This window comes from Thalassococcus lentus, assembly GCF_028023555.1.
GTDB lineage: Bacteria > Pseudomonadota > Alphaproteobacteria > Rhodobacterales > Rhodobacteraceae > Thalassococcus_A > Thalassococcus_A lentus.
On sequence record NZ_JAQIOY010000002.1, the window covers coordinates 470539 to 486077 of the forward strand.

The window sequence follows — 15539 nt, forward strand, 5'->3', positions numbered from 1 at the left end:
AAACCAGCCAAACCGGCGGTTTGATCAAAATGCAAACGGGCCCTCGCGGGCCCGTTTTTCATGGGTTTTGCGGTTTTTTTCAAAACCGCCCGTTGGGGCGCTGCCCCAAACCCCGGGATATTTCAGGCACAAAGAAGCATCAGAAAAGCGCAGTCAGAGCGCAGAGGTCGTCCGTGTCTAGTGCCTGGCTGATTTGTAGAGCGGTGCTTTCGCCGACGAGCGCGCGCGTTTTGGCGGCAATGCGGCTTTGCCGGCTGTCCAGATCAAGCGGGAGATCCAGATCGAAAAACGCCTCTTGGCTTTTTTGGTCGGTCTGAACCGTGACACGGGCTTGCATTTCGCTAAGGCTCTCGTCTGCATGAACACTCACACGGGGCAAGATCGCCTGCACCACGGCGGCCTGTGCCAGGGAATCATCAAAGGTCGTGAGCGCGCCGGTGTCATACCCAAGCAGGGACAAGGCCGTGACACAGCGGTAAGAGAACTTGGCCTCGAGCCCGCTGCGCGGCGTCTGGATGTTGCATACGGTCATCCAGCGAGGGTGCGTTGCGATGCCAACCGCAGTGACATCCTGCGCATCAATGGGTTTGAGACTTTGCAAGGCTTCGAGTGTTGCATGAAGCCCATGGCAACAGGCGTGGAATTTGTGACTGACGTTTTCCATGAAAAATCCGGCCTGTTCGGCGCGAGATGAGCTGCTTACTTCAATGTCTGCGTGGTGGGTTGTCAGAAAACCATTCTGTCCGGTCATGGCATCCGAATTTGATTGAAAGCCTGCTGCGATCAGCAAGGCGGCCTCAACGCCGTTGGATGCTGCAATCCCGGCGTTAAAGGGTTTGCCCATTGTGCCAAACTGCGATTTCAGCCCTGAGGCCCGCGTCGAAATCAGCCCGATCACGGCTTGCAGGTCATCGCGGCCGAGCCCCAGCAGCTGCGCCGCTGCCACCCCGGCGCCAAAGGCACCAGCGGTTGCGGTCTGGTGGTAGCCGATCTGATAATGCGACCGGCCGAACAACAAGCCAAACCGGATCGAAGCCTCGCACCCTGCCAGCGCGGCTTTGAGCACGTCGCGCATGCCTGCGCCCTGACGCTCGGCCATCGCGAGGGCAGCGGGCAGAACGGCAACCGACGGGTGGCCGATATGGGCGAAGTGGGTGTCATCGTAATCAAGCGCGTGGCTGGTCGCGCCGTTGACCAGTGCCGCTGCCCGGGCCGGCGCGCGCCCCCCACCCAGCAGGCTGGCCTGTTCGGCGCCGCCTTCTTCGACAATCATGGCGCGGGTGATACGCGCGACCGGCTCGCTGCGCCCGGCCAGAGCGCAGGCGGTCCAGTCCTGCAAGGACATCCGCATGACCTGACGCGCAGATTCAGTCTGTTTGGCCAAGCTGGCGTCGAGAATAGGCCCGACCGGGTCAGCTGCGATGGTCACTTGTCATCCCTCCTGAACATGAGCCGCAAAACAGCGATCCCTCAGGCAAGATGCGCCGGAGCGCGCTAGCTGTAAAGCTCGGCGGCGCGCCGTTCGAAGGCCCTCACAATACGCTGCATGGCCTCGTAAAAGAACATCCCCGCCGCGCCTTGCAAAATCCGGTTGCGGAACTCGAAATCCACGAAGAAGGACACTTCGACCCCGCCGTCCACGTCTTTGAAGGCCCATTTTGACACCATGTGATTGAACGGGCCATCCAAGTATTCTGTGTCGATCTTTTGGGCTTCGGGCCACAGTGTGACCCGGCTGCCAAAGCGTTCGCGGAACACTTTGAACGAGATGACCAGATCCGCCAGCATCACCTCATGATCGCCCTGCTCTTCGCGCGACCGAATGCGGGCCGCCGCCGTCCAGGGCAGGAACTTGGGGTAGTTGGCCACGTCGGCCACAAGGTCGTACATCTGCTGCGCCGAATAAGGCAGCGTACGGGTTTCCGAATGGGTCGGCATCTCGCCCCCTTGCATCCGTGACATTGTCGGGTCATGTCGTATGCTGCGGCTCAAATTTCAAGGGTAAACCCATGACACAGCGTCCTTATGTCGTAGACCAGATGATCTCGGCCAAATCCATTGCCGCGCGGATCGAAGCGCTCTGTAGTGCAATCCAGACCGAGTTCTCGGATACCGACAAGCTGATTGTCGTGGGGTTGTTGCGCGGATCATTCGTTTTCATCGCCGATCTGGTGCGCGAGCTTGATCTGCCGGTCGAGGTGGATTTCCTCGAGGCGTCGTCATACGGCGACGGCATGGAAAGTTCGCGAGAGGTGCGCATCCTGAAGGACCTGCGCGGTGGAATCGAAGGGCGCGATGTACTGGTCGTCGAGGACATCATCGACACCGGATTCACAATGAAACATGTTCTGGGGCTGCTGAAAGCGCGCAAACCGCACAAGCTGCGTTCGATCGCGCTTCTCGACAAACCCAGCCGCCGTGAAGTGGACGTCAAAGCGGATTGGACGGGCTTTGAAATTCCCGACGAATTTGTTGTGGGTTACGGCATCGATTTTGCGCAGCGCAACCGCAACCTGCCCTTTATCGGCAAGGTCCGTTTCACCGATCCAGACTGAAAACGGCTGCGGTCACGCGCCCTGGGCTACGCCTTCGAGCGCGTCTCTTTGACGCCTGAGGGCTGCAAAGACGGCGCGCTGCAACAAGTCAATGCGGGGCAGCCCCGCAAGATCGCGGTGCGTTGCCACCCAAAGCGGCACCCGCAGATCCGGCATGTCACAGTCGATCCTGTTCAGCCCCCGCGCACGATCCCCCAAAATACAGGGCAAAACGGCCCGCCCCATTCCGGCCTGCGCCATGACAGTGAGAACCTGAAAGCTATCAGCCAAGGCCACCACATGTTCAGAGAGCACGTGGTCGGCCAACCATCGCCCTGGTAATGAGCCAGCCAAGGTGCCGCCCAGTCCCAGCCAGCCGCCCGGCGCGTCCTTGTTCGCGTAAACCGCAAAAGCCAGATCGCAGGCAATTTCCCCGACCATGAACTCTTCGAGCGTGGGTGTGGGCCGGACTGTCATTTCTGCCTGGAGTCTTGAGATATCGAGCCGGGTGTTGGCCGAGATCAGCGCAAGCCGGTGCGGCGCGATCCGCTTGGCAATCTGCGGCATTTCCTCGGCCAGAACCGATTGGCATAGCGAATCCACCGACGTCAGGCGCATCAAAGAGCCACCATCCGGCAGGGTTTCGCTCAGGTGGCGCCCTGCCCGGTCGAGCGCGCTGGCGGCATCCCGTGCGGCCTCAATCACGGCCAGCCGATCCGCCCGCAGCCGATAGCCCTGCGCGCTGCGCTCAAACACCGGGGCACCTGCGGCAGCTTCAAAAGCGTTCAGCCGGCGCAGGACCGTAGCGTGGTTGACGCCAAGAATTCGTGCCGCGCTGGCCACTGAGCCGGAATCGGCCACAGCCAGCACAAATCTCAGATCATCCCAGTTCAGTTTTTGCATTTATGCGCACCTGCCCCGCAAATTTGTGGAATGTGTTTGTTGCGGCCCCTAAACATACTATGGTTGCTACTATTAATCACACTAGGGAGTTCCTCCATGAAAAAGACTTTGACCCTTTTGGCCGCTGTCGCCACCCTCGGCAGCACCGCCGCATATGCGCAGGATTTCGAAGCGCAACTCAAGGCCCGCCAGGGTCAATTCCGTATTATGGCGATCAATCTTGGCATTCTGGGCGGCATGGCCCGTGGCGCTGTGGAATATGACGCCGAAGCAGCTCAGGCAGCAGCCGACTCGCTCGTCGGCGTTTCGATGGTCAACCAAGCACCGCTTTGGCCCGAAGGTTCTGACAGCATGTCGATCGACGGCACGCGCGCAATGCCAGCGATGTGGGAAAACCTGCCGGATGTTCTTGAAAAGTGGGGCGCATTCGGTGCGGCGGCCGCAGAAATGCAGACCGCAGCGGCGACAGGTGTCGAAGCCATCGGCCCCGCACTGGGCAAGATGGGCGGCACCTGCAAAGCGTGCCATGACACTTATCGTACGCCCGAGTAACAGGCCGTGCGCCGCTTGTTGAAACTGCTGATCCCGGCTGCCGTTGTGGCGGCCGGGATTGGACTCTGGGTTACGGCGCCAGACACTGTCGACGCCGCCCAGTTCGCCGAGGCCACAGGAAACGCAGAGGCGGGCAAAACCGTCTACACCGCTGCGGGCTGTGCCTCTTGTCACCACGCCAAGGGAGCCGAAGACAAAAATTTGCTGACCGGTGGTCAGGCCTTTGCATCAGATTTTGGCACTTTTTACGCACCAAACATTTCACCCCACCCCGAAGCCGGGATCGGCAACTGGACTCAGGAACAGTTTGCCAATGCAGTGCTGCGCGGCGTTTCACCGGCGGGCCAGCATTACTATCCGGCCTTTCCCTACACCGCCTACAGCCGCATGACAGATGGCGACCTGAAGGACCTTTGGGCCTTTATGCAGACCTTGCCAGCGTCCGATGTGGCCTCGAAACCGCATGATGTGGGCTTTCCGTTCAACATCCGCCGCTCTGTCGGCGGTTGGAAGTTCCTGTTCATGCCAGACGGGTTCGTAATGGATGTTCCGGATGATCTGGCCCGTGGCCAGTATCTGGTTGAGGCTTTGGCCCATTGCGCCGAATGCCACACACCGCGCAATCCTGTAGGCGCCTTGAACACCGGCCAATGGATGGCAGGTGCGCCGAATCCTTCGGGCCAGGGCACGATTCCCGCGCTGACACCGGATAAACTGAAGTGGTCTGCCGCAGATATAGCCTACTATCTCGAAACCGGATTTACCCCCGATTTCGACAGCGTGGGTGGTCACATGGCCGAAGTGGTTCAGAACTTTTCGGAACTCAGCAAAGAAGACCGGGATGCGGTCGCCGCCTACGTCAAGGCGATTCCGAATCCCTGAGCCTTTCAGCCAGAACAAACAAAAAAGGGGCCGGTTTCGCGGCCCCTTTTCTTTTTGACAGTGGTACTTGGCCGTCAGCCCCGGGCCAGCTTGGCCTCTCGCGCGGCGCGCAGGCGGGCGAAATCGTCCCCCGCATGATAACTTGAGCGCGTCAGCGGAGTGGCAGAGACCATCTCGAAGCCTTTGCCGTAGGCGGCCTTTTCGTAGGCAGCGAATTCCTCGGGCGTGACAAAGCGGTGAACCGCGTGGTGCTTGGGCGTCGGCTGCAAGTATTGACCGATTGTCAGGAAATCCACATCAGCGGCGCGCATGTCATCCATGACCTGCTTGACCGCCTGCGCGTCTTCCCCAAGGCCGACCATGATACCCGACTTGGTAAAGATCGAAGGATCGATTTCCTTGACCCGTTGCAACAGGCGCAGCGAATGGAAGTAGCGCGCGCCGGGCCGCACTTCGGGATAGAGACCCGGAACAGTTTCAAGGTTGTGGTTAAACACATCCGGTTTGGCATCGACCACGATTTCCAGCACCTCTGGCGCACATTTGAGGAAATCCGGCGTCAGAATTTCAATTGTCGTACCCGGACTGCGATGACGCACGGCGCGAATGGTCTGGGCAAAATGTTCGGCCCCGCCATCTTCCAGATCATCCCGGTCCACCGAGGTGATGACCACGTGGTTCAGCCCCAGCTTTTGCACCGCATCCGCCACGCGGCCCGGTTCAAACAGATCCAGCGCATCAGGGCGCCCGGTCGCCACGTTGCAAAAGGTGCAGCCGCGCGTACAGATTTCGCCCATGATCATCATGGTCGCGTGGCCCTGATTCCAGCATTCACCGGCGTTCGGACAACCCGCTTCTTCGCAGACGGTGACAAGCTTGTGTTCGCGCATGATGCGGCGGGTTTCATTGTATCCCGCCCCACCCGGAGCCTTCACACGAATCCAGTCCGGTTTCTTGGGCTGGGCGTTATCCGGGCGATGCGCTTTTTCCGGATGGCGCTCGTTGGGCAACTTGAGGTCTCGCACAGTTTTTTCCCCGCGAAGAATATATCTGCATTCCGTAATACGGAGTTGCGGGGGGATTTGCTAGTACCGCACAGCTGTCTCACAGCGTCGCATCCCCAAGGTAATGAGTTTCCCCCTGCACCATTACTAAGTGTTCTGAGTGCGTTACGCGCCGGAGTGAGCTGCTCACTCCGGCGCTGACTCGCGCTGAATGGGACGCGGGAATGCAGCCCGCGCAGAGCGCGACGACCGCAATTCATCCTTAACCAACGAGATCACCGCCCTGCGCGGCACGCTGAGCGTAGTGATGCCTGAGTCGCTGCAATGCGATGCGCAGAACGATCTTGCCGGAACGCGCGGACCAGCCCAGTTCTTTTTCAGTCATTTCGAGACCTTCGAGATAGCAACAGCAGCGCAGCGCGACATCTCCCAGCCCAGGACCAAGGTCTCTGAGCGCCGCTTCAAGTCGAGCGCGTGCGTCGGCGCCACCTTTGACGGCATCCCCTTCGGTACCGCCAAGGATACCATCCGTTAAAAACGTGTCCCAATTCTGCGCAGCGCGCGGGCCGATCTGGGCCAACTCAAAGTCTTCGCGCAAACGTTCACCGGCGGCCACTAGCTCTTCGTTCAGGAATGCGTCACCGGATTTGTCCTTGCGCCGCGCCAAGGCGATCAAAGGGCTTTCGGCCAGTAAAAAGCGGCCTCGACGCGCCCTTGGGTCTGCTTCAATGGCATTGAGGGCGGCCTCGGCCTCGCGCCCTGTGTCAAACCCGGCCTGCGCCTCGGCGAACCCGCGAACGCGATTTTCCTGTTCTGCCACCAGCCGGTTCAATGTGCTGCGCCCGATCGACGTAATCCTGTAGCGCGAAATGCGGCCCGGTGCGTCGCAGGCAATCCAGTCCTTGAGCGCCATGGCCTGCGCAATGGTGGAATCGACAACCGCAGAACGAGTCGAGCCGCCATCTCCGGTGTCCCGTACGACAACAGCCTTGTCCATCTCGGCCGCGACGGCCAGAACCGCACCGCTTTCACACAGACGTTTCAAGATTCGCCGGGCTTCTCGTGCCAACGTGGCTTCGTCGGGCGATGCAGTGAAATCTTCGGCCTTGGTCATACAACGTTCATCCTTAGGGACGTGTTTCGCATCGGTCTGCACGCCGGGACCCGACGGGTGTGAAACCCCCAGACGTTTGAGGGCAGCGTCCACCAATGGATCGTCTCGCCGGTTCTCTATGCGCCGGACTTGACGCAGAACCGTCGAGGCATGGCAGCCGATATCGCGCGCCAATTGACGGATCGAGCACCCTTCTTCGGTATGCGCGAGATACAGACGCGCGGCCCGTGGCACCCAGTTCGGTATTTCCTTTGGTCCGCTCGTTTCTATGAGCTGTGACATTTGCATCCCCTGTCTTTCCAACGGCCAATCGACGGCCCTACCGCACAACAATGTCTATAAAACTTATCCACAACACCCTTGGGATAACAACTTAAGGGTGTGTTTGTTACCTATTGGTTAATCGCATTGGTGCTGAAAAGGTATGGATCATCAATTGATAACCCTTCCTTGAACGACCGTGCGGACAACACCCACTTTGCGCAACACGCGCTAAAGTTGTGCAATTCATGACCCATGACCTCACATGCAAAAGGGAAAGCCCATGAAAGACCTCATTGGAATGCTCGAAAGCTTGCGACGCCCCCGGTTGCTGATACGGGCCGCGCGCATCGGTGCGCAGGATTATCGCCGGGACACTCAGCTGAAACGTCTGTTCGGATATGGCCGCCTGCCCCGTCCCGGTGCGGCCCTGATGCGCCTGATCGAAATCGAAGAAGGCCTGAATGACGCCCGCGTCGCCGAGGCCGCCAGCTATTCCATCAGCCGCCATGTCGAAGTGCTCTGCGCCATGATGGGCGAAGCGCAACTGATCCGAACCGCAACACGTTGATTCCAAAGAAAAAGCCCGGACACTGCGGCCCGGGCTAAATCTCAGCACTGCATTGGATTAGGTAAAGCTGTCCGGCATGCTTTCTTTCTTTTGTGCCACATAGGCCTGCAAGGCCTCTTCGATGCCCGGATCCATGGCGGGCTTTTGATAGGTTTCCAGCAACCGTTTGACCCGCGCATTGGCAAAACTGGCCGTGTCTCGCGCACCTTCTTCTGACCAGGTCTCATACGGTTTGTAGTCGAACAGATCCGACCGCCAGAACGCCTCTTTGAAGTTCGCCTGCGTGTGGGCGCATCCGAGGAAATGTCCGCCCGGGCCCACTTCGCGCAACGCATCCATGGCCTGTGCGTTTTCGTCCATCGCAACACCCTTTGCGAGATGATGCAACGTGCCCAGCTGGTCTGCGTCCATCACGAATTTTTCAAAGGACGCCACAAGGCCGCCCTCCATCCATCCGCAGGAATGCAGCATGAAATTAACACCAGCGAGCAAGCCCATGTTCAGGCTGTTGGCGGTCTCGTAGGCGGCCTGTGCGTCGGGCAATTTGGAGCCACAGAACGAGCCAGCAGACCGGTACGGCAATCCCAGCCGCCGTGCCAACTGCCCAGCGCCATAGGTGATATGCGCCGCTTCTGGTGTGCCGAACGTTGGCGCACCAGAGTTCATATCGATCGATGTGACGAAAGCCCCCATAATCACCGGGGCACCCGGACGGATCAGCTGGGAATAGGCGATACCGGCCAAGACTTCGGCCATAACCTGCGTCAGCGTACCGGCCACGGAAACAGGCGCCATGGCACCGCCGACGATAAAGGGCGAAATGATCGACGCCTGATTGTTCTGCGCGTAGACCTCGAGAGCACCCATCATCACATCGTCAAAGGTCAAAGGCGAGTTGATGTTGATCAGTGACGTCATCACCGTCTTTTGCTGCACGACGTCCTTGCCGAACAGAATACCCGCCATGTCGACACTGTCCTGCGCCCGGCTGGGTTCTGTCACCGACCCCATGAAGGGCTTATCGGACAGCGTCATATGCGCCATCAGCATATCGAGGTGGCGCTTGTTCACCGGGATGTCTGTCGGCTCGCATACGGTGCCGCCCGAATGATGCAGCCACTTTGACATGTAGCCCAGTTTCACAAAGTTCTCGAAATCCGCCATGGTCGCATAGCGGCGGCCTTTTTCCATGTCGTGCACGAAGGGCGGGCCATAGACAGGGGCAAGAACCAGGTTTCTGCCGCCAATCTCGACCGAGCGTGATGGATTGCGGGCATGCTGGGTAAAGGTGCTGGGCGCGGTGCTGCACAATTGCCGGGCCAAACCCTTGGGGATGCGAACGCGTTCACCATCAATGTCTGCACCTGCATCACGCCAGCGGTCCAGCGCGGCAGGGTTGTTGACAAAGTTCACACCAATTTCTTCGAGGACCTGCTCTGCATTGGTCTCGATGATTTCCAGCGCTTCTTCGTTCAGAATTTCGAGGTTCGGAATATTCCGCTCGATATACTTGGCGGTTTCGGTGCTGATCGCGGTCCGTTCGGCACGTCGTGCCGCACCGCCGCCACTGCCGCGGGACCGTCTACGTGCTGCTGTTGCCTCTGCCATTGCTTTTTCCCCTCTGCGCCGATGCGGGGTGCGGAACCCCGGTTGAGCATTTATCTAGCTTGCCAGAGGAACACGCCCCCTGTCGTTTCCGGCGTATGGCGCGAGAAAACGACATTGGGGCGTGCTATGGCCTGATCAGCTACGTTTAGTCAGTCGGGCGCAGGCGCCAACTGTCTTGTTTTGGCAAGAATACTTCGATCGCAGCGCTTGCAGTCACGGCACCAATAGAGCCCTCTTCGACAGCGACATCCAATCCGCCCAGCGCGACCGTAACGTCCGCACCGGACCGCGGCAGGCAAGCAGCCACGGCTTGTTTGTCGACACGATCGGGATCCTGCACGCCGATATGGACCCGAATTTCGGCTTGATCCATACCCGGCAGTGACAGCGCTGGCAGCGAGGCATGGCGCAAGGCCTGTTCAACGGCACGGCACGCAGCCTTGGTATAGTCCTGTCCATGCAGATCCGTGCCTATTGCCATTTCAATGATCAATCGCTGCATCACGCGGTCTCCTCTACAGGCACCATGTCAAAACTCACGGTGATTGCGACATTGGCGATAACGGTGGGGTTTCCAGTGCCTTCGGGCCGGGCAATGTCCAGCCCCCCTTGGGACAGACGAATCGTGGGCTGGCCGTAAGGGAAAATCTCACGCAGTGCATCGACATCCACCGCCTGAGGTTTCTGGACACCGACATCCACGGTCAGTTGCATATCGGATTTGTCGAATCCAAACAGTTCGGCAGCATTGATCGAGTTCCGCCAAAGCGCGTTTTTGATGCCTCGGGCCGCCGCTTCGGTGTAGTCCCCCCTGCGCAGCGATGTTCCCATGCCAAATTCGGTAATAACCCTCATAGCAGCTGCTCCTTCGCTGATCCTTGATATTGAACTTTTCCATTGGCGGTTCTAACAGAGCGCATGACCCAAGCCCAGCATGACCGCCTTCTCATCATCGACTTTGGCAGCCAGGTAACGCAGCTGATTGCGCGCCGTCTGCGCGAGTTGAATGTTCTCGCCGAAATCCGCCCTTATCAGGCAGTCACCATGGACCTGATCCATGAGATGGCACCCAAGGCGATCATCTTTTCTGGAGGGCCCGACAGCGTCACCCGGGATGGCAGTCCCCGCGCACCGGACGGTGTCTTTGACTATGGCGTTCCGATTTTGGGAATCTGCTATGGTCAGCAGGTCATGATGCAGCAATTGGGCGGCAACGTGGTCTCTGGCGAAGGCACTGCCGAGTTTGGTCGGGCCTATGTGGAGCCCTCTGCCAAGCTGGACCTGCTGGACGGCTGGTTCGATGATGGCCGCGAGCAGGTCTGGATGAGCCACGGCGATCATGTCGCCGCGTTGGCTCCGGGCTTTGAGGTCTATGGCACCTCCCCCGGTGCACCCTTTGCGATCACGGCCGACACAGCGCGAAACTTTTACGCCGTTCAGTTCCACCCCGAGGTGCACCACACACCACGCGGCGCAAAGCTCTATGAGAACTTTGTAAAACTGGCAGGGTTTACCGGCGACTGGACCATGGCCAGCTATCGCGAAGAAGCCGTTCAGAAGATCCGCGAACAGGTCGGCGACAAACAGGTCATCTGTGCGCTGTCCGGCGGGGTCGACAGTTCGGTTGCTGCGGTGCTGATTCACGAAGCCATCGGTGAGCAACTGACCTGTGTATTCGTGGACCACGGTCTGCTGCGTATGAACGAGGCCGAAGAAGTGGTCGGCATGTTCCGCGACCACTATAACCTGCCGCTGATCCATGCCGACGAAACCGAGCTGTTCCTTGGCAAACTCGAAGGCGTGTCTGACCCCGAAACCAAGCGCAAGATTATCGGCGGTCTGTTTATTGACGTGTTCCAGAAATACGCAAATGAAATCGAAGGCGCTGAATTCCTCGCCCAGGGCACACTCTATCCAGATGTGATCGAGTCGGTCAGCTTTTCCGGCGGTCCTTCTGTGACCATCAAATCGCATCACAATGTTGGTGGATTGCCCGAGAAAATGGGCCTGAAGCTGGTAGAGCCTCTGCGCGCGCTCTTCAAGGACGAGGTCCGAGCGCTGGGTCGCGAACTTGGCCTGCCCGATCACTTCATCGGTCGTCACCCCTTCCCCGGTCCCGGTCTGGCTATTCGCTGCCCCGGCGAGATCACCCGCGAAAAGCTGGAAATTCTGCGCAAGGCAGATGCGGTCTATATCGACCAGATCCGCAAGCACGGCCTCTATGATGAAATCTGGCAGGCCTTTGTCGCGATCCTTCCAGTACGCACCGTCGGCGTGATGGGTGATGGACGCACCTATGATTTCGCCTGTGCGCTGCGGGCCGTGACTTCGGTTGATGGTATGACGGCGGATTATTACCCGTTCAGCCATGAGTTTTTGGGCGAAACAGCCACGCGCATAATCAACGAGGTCAAAGGCATCAACCGTGTGACCTATGATGTGACGTCCAAACCTCCGGGCACAATCGAGTGGGAATGACGGTTTGGCGCTGATCCTTCATATCGGGATCTGGAAGACCGGCACGACCGCCATGCAGTCGATCCTGGCGCGCAATGTCGAATTGTTGCGTGACTTCGGGCTGCACTACCCAGAGCATCCTATGATGGAAGACGCCCGGCGCGGCGGCATGAGTTCCGGCAATATCGACTTTGCTCCCGGTGAAGACTGGGCCGACGTCGTGCTAAGCAAAGCACAATCCGCGTCGGAAAAGGATGTGCTGTTCTCGCGAGAACAGATGACACTCAAAATTTCGGATGAGCCCGATCAACTCGATCGGTTGACGGCCCAGCACCCGGTAAAGATCATCCTGTTTCTACGTGATCCGATAGATTTTGTCGGCTCCTACTATGCTCAGGTCGTAAAACAGGCCGGTTACGGCGGTTCGCTGGCAGATTTCGCAAACACCTCTGACACCTTCCAACGGGTTCGTCTTCTTCTGTCCGTATTTCAGGACAAGGGCATTCCAGTTGAGCTGGCTAACTATTCGCGGTGTAGCAAATCGCTGGCAGATCGGTTTTTTGGACTGCTGCTTGGTCAATCCAGCGACGCGTTTCTGGCCAAGGCCGATATTCTGGATGTTCCGGTCAATCGGTCCCTGACGCGGTCCGAGCTGATGCTCCAAAGCGCCCTAAACAAAGCAGATACCAAACAACCGGCTAGGTTTCTCTCAAAGGGCCTGATCGAAAACCTGCCGATCGTAGAGCATGACCCGCTTCCCGTTCCGGCAACAATCGTCGAACAATTGCGCGACAGAATTGGCCCTGACATCGACGCAATCAATAAAATGGTGCCTTCTTCTGAAAAACTGATTTGGCCTGACCCTGTCGCAAAAAGCGACCAACAAGGCGATGAAGTTGCTTTGTTTTCGCAAGATCAGATCAATCAGATCGCCAATAGCATTGCACAGGAATTAAACCAAAACACGCTCGCCAACACTGAAGTTGGCGCTTTGATGCGGATTGCTAAACGGGCCAACCGCAACAATCCCAGAGCACGCGAAGACCTGATAACGCTTTTGACCTTTCTGCATCGGGTCCGCCCGGCAAATGCCAATATCACCCAGATGCTGCAGGACTTGTCTGACGGCAAATAGCTGGACATGTGCTATCCAGCAATGTGCAGCACATTCATGTTTAACATGCAGATTATGAGTTTGCCTTGAACCCTGCGAGCATGAGATGTGGTCTGCAAAACAACGCAGGCAACACCACTCATGTCCAATGCACTTTCCAAAGCTCTCGAAACCCGTGACTGGCTTCTCGCCGATGGGGCAACCGGTACGAACCTGTTCAACATGGGGCTTATGTCCGGAGACGCGCCCGAATTCTGGAATGAGGATGAGCCTGACAAGATCCGCGCGCTCTACCGCGGCGCAGTCGATGCTGGCTCTGACCTGTTCCTGACCAACTCATTTGGGGCCAATGCGTCGCGCCTCAAGCTGCATGATGCAGCAGACAAGGCCTATCACTTTTCCAAACTGGCCGCAGAACTTGGCCGCGAAGTCGCTGATGCCGCGGGGCGCGACGTTATCGTTGCAGGCTCTGTCGGTCCAACAGGCGAGATCATGGGCGCTGCAGGAACACTGAGCCACGAGAGCGCGGTGGAGATGTTCGAAGAAACCGCCAAGGGCCTCATGGACGGTGGCGCAGACGTGCTCTGGGTTGAAACCATCAGCGCACCCGAAGAGTTTCTGGCCGCGGCCGAAGCCTTTGGAAACATCGACGCCCCATGGTGCGGCACCATGAGCTTTGACACTGCGGGGCGTACGATGATGGGGGTCACTTCGTCAGCCATGGTAAAACTGGTCGAAGAACTGCCAAACCCGCCTATTGCATTCGGGGCAAACTGCGGCACGGGGGCGTCGGATTTGTTGCGCACGGTTCTGGGCTTTTCAGCGCAGGGTACAGAGCGTCATCTGATCGCCAAGGGTAACGCAGGCATTCCCAAATACGTGGATGGCCATATTCACTATGACGGCACACCGGAACTGATGGCTGACTACGCGATTCTCGCGCGGGATTGCGGCGCCAAGATCATTGGCGGGTGTTGCGGAACCATGCCGGAACACTTGCGCTCTATGCGTGAGGCACTGGAAACCCGATCTCGGGGTGCGCGCCCGACGCTGGATCAGATCACCACTGCCTTGGGCGGATTTAGTTCCGAAAGCGATGGAACCGGCGACGCCACCGGCCCCACCCGCGAGCGCCGCAGCCGCCGACGCCGCGCCTGAGCAGCGGCACAGACCGCTCTGGCACCCCGCAAACAACCACAAGAATAACGAATCCCTTGCTGCGCAAGTCGAGGCATGGTTGCGTTATGGATACCGATAATTTTTCAACCAAAAGACAGGTATTCTTATGCCCACCCACACGATTTACGAAGACAATGGCTATTTTCTACTGGACGAATATCGAACCAATTCAGCCGGTGCGATCGAGTTAGAAGCCGTTTCGACCAATTCAAACATCCAGCTCTACTCAAGAGTTGTCTTTGCAAACGGTACGACGTCTGCCCTTACACCAGTATCGTCCGGGACGAATGTAAATGTCTCTGGACTTGGCTGGCGAACTGTCGAGATTTATGGACTACCAGCGGCAAATGCCTACGGTGCAGAGCTCGGGGTTACTTGGATCTGGGAATTTTCCGGGACACGATCTTTCCGCGAGTTTTGGGTTACGATCTGGGAACGCCCGGACGCACCCAGTGATCTGATCCTGTCAAACGCGGTCATTGACGAAACCGACAGCGGCGTGGTCATTGGCACCTTGTCCGCCACTGACGTCGATAACGAACCTTACTTCGACTACGCCATTCTGTACGACCCAACCGGCGCCCTGACCGTTGCGGGAAACCGTCTCGTTGCTTTTGACGGTCTGGAACTGTCCGACCTGGCCAACAACGCACTAGTCACGATTAACGGCGCTGGCGACGCTGTGTTCGAGATCATCCTCAGGGTCACCGATAGCGACGGGCTCTCGCGCGACGAGGTACACACGATCACCGTTCGCGATGGGTCTGGCGCACTGACCTACAACGGCACGGCCGGCGACGATCTCGTTTCTGGCACAGCCTTTGACGATATCGTTTTTGGCGAAGCGGGTGACGATATCGCAACGCTGAGCTCTGGCAACGATACAGCCTATGGTGGCGACGGTGATGACTACGCGGTCGGTGGCGCCGGGGACGACGTCTTGCGCGGCGAACGCGGCGAGGACCTCTTGCGCGGCGGCAGCGGAGAAGATGTTCTGGTCGGTGGTATTGACGATGATTTCCTATACGGCGGTGCGGACAATGACCGTTTGATTGGCGGCAGCGGGCGCGACCGCCTGTCTGACGGCGATGGCAGCGATATCCTGATCGGCGGCGCTGATGCAGATCGGTTCGTTCTGCGTGACGACGGCGCGTCAGACCGGATCAACGATTTCGAGGATGGCATCGACCGGATCGTTCTGCTGGACGTCAACAACTTTGCCGAATTGACCATTCGTGACGTCAGCGGTGGACGCGTGCGCATCGATTATGGTGGCGATGTTCTGTTCGTATCTTCCGCAGGCGGAACGCTACAAGCATCTGATTTGACAGCCGATGATTTCATTTTCTGACACAGACGC

At 58.4% G+C, this 15539-nt stretch carries 16 protein-coding genes; 8 read left to right on the forward strand and 8 right to left on the reverse strand.

Annotated features, from left to right (window positions below):
- Positions 1-139: 139 nt before the first annotated feature.
- Complete coding sequence (locus PFY00_RS07375) at positions 140-1429, reverse strand: MmgE/PrpD family protein (RefSeq protein ID WP_271431892.1); 1290 nt, start codon at positions 1427-1429, stop codon at positions 140-142.
- Between the two features lie 65 nt (positions 1430-1494).
- Positions 1495-1938 carry a type II toxin-antitoxin system RatA family toxin gene (locus tag PFY00_RS07380; RefSeq protein ID WP_271431893.1) on the reverse strand — a complete coding sequence of 148 codons (444 nt, stop codon included), beginning with the start codon at positions 1936-1938 and terminating at the stop codon, positions 1495-1497.
- A 71-nt stretch (positions 1939-2009) separates the two neighbouring features.
- On the opposite strand from PFY00_RS07380, the gene hpt reads away from it, so the two are divergent.
- On the forward strand, positions 2010-2555 hold the full coding sequence (gene hpt / locus PFY00_RS07385) for a hypoxanthine phosphoribosyltransferase (protein WP_271431894.1): 546 nt from the start codon (positions 2010-2012) through the stop codon (positions 2553-2555).
- Between the two features lie 12 nt (positions 2556-2567).
- Here the strand turns inward: hpt and PFY00_RS07390 are convergent, their stop codons facing one another.
- Positions 2568-3437, reverse strand: a complete 870-nt coding sequence (locus PFY00_RS07390) for a LysR family transcriptional regulator (RefSeq protein WP_271431895.1) — start codon at positions 3435-3437, stop codon at positions 2568-2570.
- Positions 3438-3533: 96 nt separating this feature from the next.
- On the opposite strand from PFY00_RS07390, the gene PFY00_RS07395 reads away from it, so the two are divergent.
- Together PFY00_RS07395 and PFY00_RS07400 are read left to right on the forward strand one after the other, a co-directional pair.
- On the forward strand, positions 3534-3989 hold the full coding sequence (locus PFY00_RS07395; RefSeq protein WP_271431896.1) for a c-type cytochrome: 456 nt from the start codon (positions 3534-3536) through the stop codon (positions 3987-3989).
- A 6-nt stretch (positions 3990-3995) separates the two neighbouring features.
- Positions 3996-4871, forward strand: coding sequence for a cytochrome c (locus tag PFY00_RS07400; protein WP_271431897.1), 876 nt, complete (start codon positions 3996-3998; stop codon positions 4869-4871).
- A 74-nt stretch (positions 4872-4945) separates the two neighbouring features.
- Here the strand turns inward: PFY00_RS07400 and lipA are convergent, their stop codons facing one another.
- Both lipA and PFY00_RS07410 read right to left on the reverse strand, forming a co-directional pair.
- Complete coding sequence (gene lipA / locus PFY00_RS07405) at positions 4946-5896, reverse strand: lipoyl synthase (RefSeq protein ID WP_271431898.1); 951 nt, start codon at positions 5894-5896, stop codon at positions 4946-4948.
- Positions 5897-6137: 241 nt separating this feature from the next.
- The gene (locus PFY00_RS07410; RefSeq protein WP_271431899.1) at positions 6138-7271 is read right to left on the reverse strand and encodes a DUF6456 domain-containing protein; all 1134 of its coding nucleotides are present in this window, start codon (positions 7269-7271) and stop codon (positions 6138-6140) included.
- Between the two features lie 262 nt (positions 7272-7533).
- On the opposite strand from PFY00_RS07410, the gene PFY00_RS07415 reads away from it, so the two are divergent.
- A complete protein-coding gene (locus PFY00_RS07415) occupies positions 7534-7821 on the forward strand; it encodes a DUF6477 family protein (RefSeq protein ID WP_271431900.1) in 288 nt (95 codons plus the stop codon).
- Positions 7822-7878: 57 nt separating this feature from the next.
- Here PFY00_RS07415 and PFY00_RS07420 read toward each other — a convergent pair whose 3' ends face one another.
- The 3 genes from PFY00_RS07420 to PFY00_RS07430 form a co-directional block, all read right to left on the reverse strand.
- A complete protein-coding gene (locus PFY00_RS07420) occupies positions 7879-9429 on the reverse strand; it encodes a trimethylamine methyltransferase family protein (protein ID WP_271431901.1) in 1551 nt (516 codons plus the stop codon).
- A gap of 145 nt (positions 9430-9574) precedes the next feature.
- Complete coding sequence (locus PFY00_RS07425) at positions 9575-9931, reverse strand: Lin0512 family protein (RefSeq protein WP_271431902.1); 357 nt, start codon at positions 9929-9931, stop codon at positions 9575-9577.
- Positions 9931-10284 (reverse strand): Lin0512 family protein, encoded by a 354-nt coding sequence (locus PFY00_RS07430; protein ID WP_271431903.1) that lies wholly within the window; start codon positions 10282-10284, stop codon positions 9931-9933. The genes PFY00_RS07425 and PFY00_RS07430 overlap by 1 nt, the downstream gene beginning before the upstream one ends.
- 63 nt (positions 10285-10347) lie before the next feature.
- Here PFY00_RS07430 and guaA point away from each other — a divergent pair, with 63 nt between their 5' ends.
- The 4 genes from guaA to PFY00_RS07450 all read left to right on the forward strand — a co-directional run bounded on the left by guaA (position 10348) and on the right by PFY00_RS07450 (position 15530).
- The gene (gene guaA / locus PFY00_RS07435; protein ID WP_271431904.1) at positions 10348-11907 is read left to right on the forward strand and encodes a glutamine-hydrolyzing GMP synthase; all 1560 of its coding nucleotides are present in this window, start codon (positions 10348-10350) and stop codon (positions 11905-11907) included.
- A 4-nt stretch (positions 11908-11911) separates the two neighbouring features.
- A complete protein-coding gene (locus tag PFY00_RS07440) occupies positions 11912-13021 on the forward strand; it encodes a hypothetical protein (protein ID WP_271431905.1) in 1110 nt (369 codons plus the stop codon).
- A gap of 120 nt (positions 13022-13141) precedes the next feature.
- Positions 13142-14158 (forward strand): betaine--homocysteine S-methyltransferase, encoded by a 1017-nt coding sequence (bmt, locus tag PFY00_RS07445; protein ID WP_271431906.1) that lies wholly within the window; start codon positions 13142-13144, stop codon positions 14156-14158.
- Between the two features lie 127 nt (positions 14159-14285).
- Positions 14286-15530, forward strand: coding sequence for a calcium-binding protein (locus PFY00_RS07450; protein ID WP_271431907.1), 1245 nt, complete (start codon positions 14286-14288; stop codon positions 15528-15530).
- Positions 15531-15539 lie beyond the last annotated feature (9 nt).

Bases quoted from the DNA above. Each gene is read 5' to 3' on its own strand.
- bmt (WP_271431906.1), top strand. From the start codon at position 13,142: ATGTCCAATGCACTTTCCAAAGCTCTCGAAACCCGTGACTGGCTTCTC.
- PFY00_RS07395 (WP_271431896.1), top strand. From the start codon at position 3,534: ATGAAAAAGACTTTGACCCTTTTGGCCGCTGTCGCCACCCTCGGCAGC.
- PFY00_RS07410 (WP_271431899.1), bottom strand. From the start codon at position 7,271: ATGTCACAGCTCATAGAAACGAGCGGACCAAAGGAAATACCGAACTGG.
- hpt (WP_271431894.1), top strand. From the start codon at position 2,010: ATGACACAGCGTCCTTATGTCGTAGACCAGATGATCTCGGCCAAATCC.
- guaA (WP_271431904.1), top strand. From the start codon at position 10,348: ATGACCCAAGCCCAGCATGACCGCCTTCTCATCATCGACTTTGGCAGC.
- PFY00_RS07380 (WP_271431893.1), bottom strand. From the start codon at position 1,938: ATGCCGACCCATTCGGAAACCCGTACGCTGCCTTATTCGGCGCAGCAG.
- PFY00_RS07450 (WP_271431907.1), top strand. From the start codon at position 14,286: ATGCCCACCCACACGATTTACGAAGACAATGGCTATTTTCTACTGGAC.
- PFY00_RS07425 (WP_271431902.1), bottom strand. From the start codon at position 9,931: ATGCAGCGATTGATCATTGAAATGGCAATAGGCACGGATCTGCATGGA.
- PFY00_RS07420 (WP_271431901.1), bottom strand. From the start codon at position 9,429: ATGGCAGAGGCAACAGCAGCACGTAGACGGTCCCGCGGCAGTGGCGGC.
- PFY00_RS07390 (WP_271431895.1), bottom strand. From the start codon at position 3,437: ATGCAAAAACTGAACTGGGATGATCTGAGATTTGTGCTGGCTGTGGCC.
- PFY00_RS07415 (WP_271431900.1), top strand. From the start codon at position 7,534: ATGAAAGACCTCATTGGAATGCTCGAAAGCTTGCGACGCCCCCGGTTG.
- PFY00_RS07430 (WP_271431903.1), bottom strand. From the start codon at position 10,284: ATGAGGGTTATTACCGAATTTGGCATGGGAACATCGCTGCGCAGGGGG.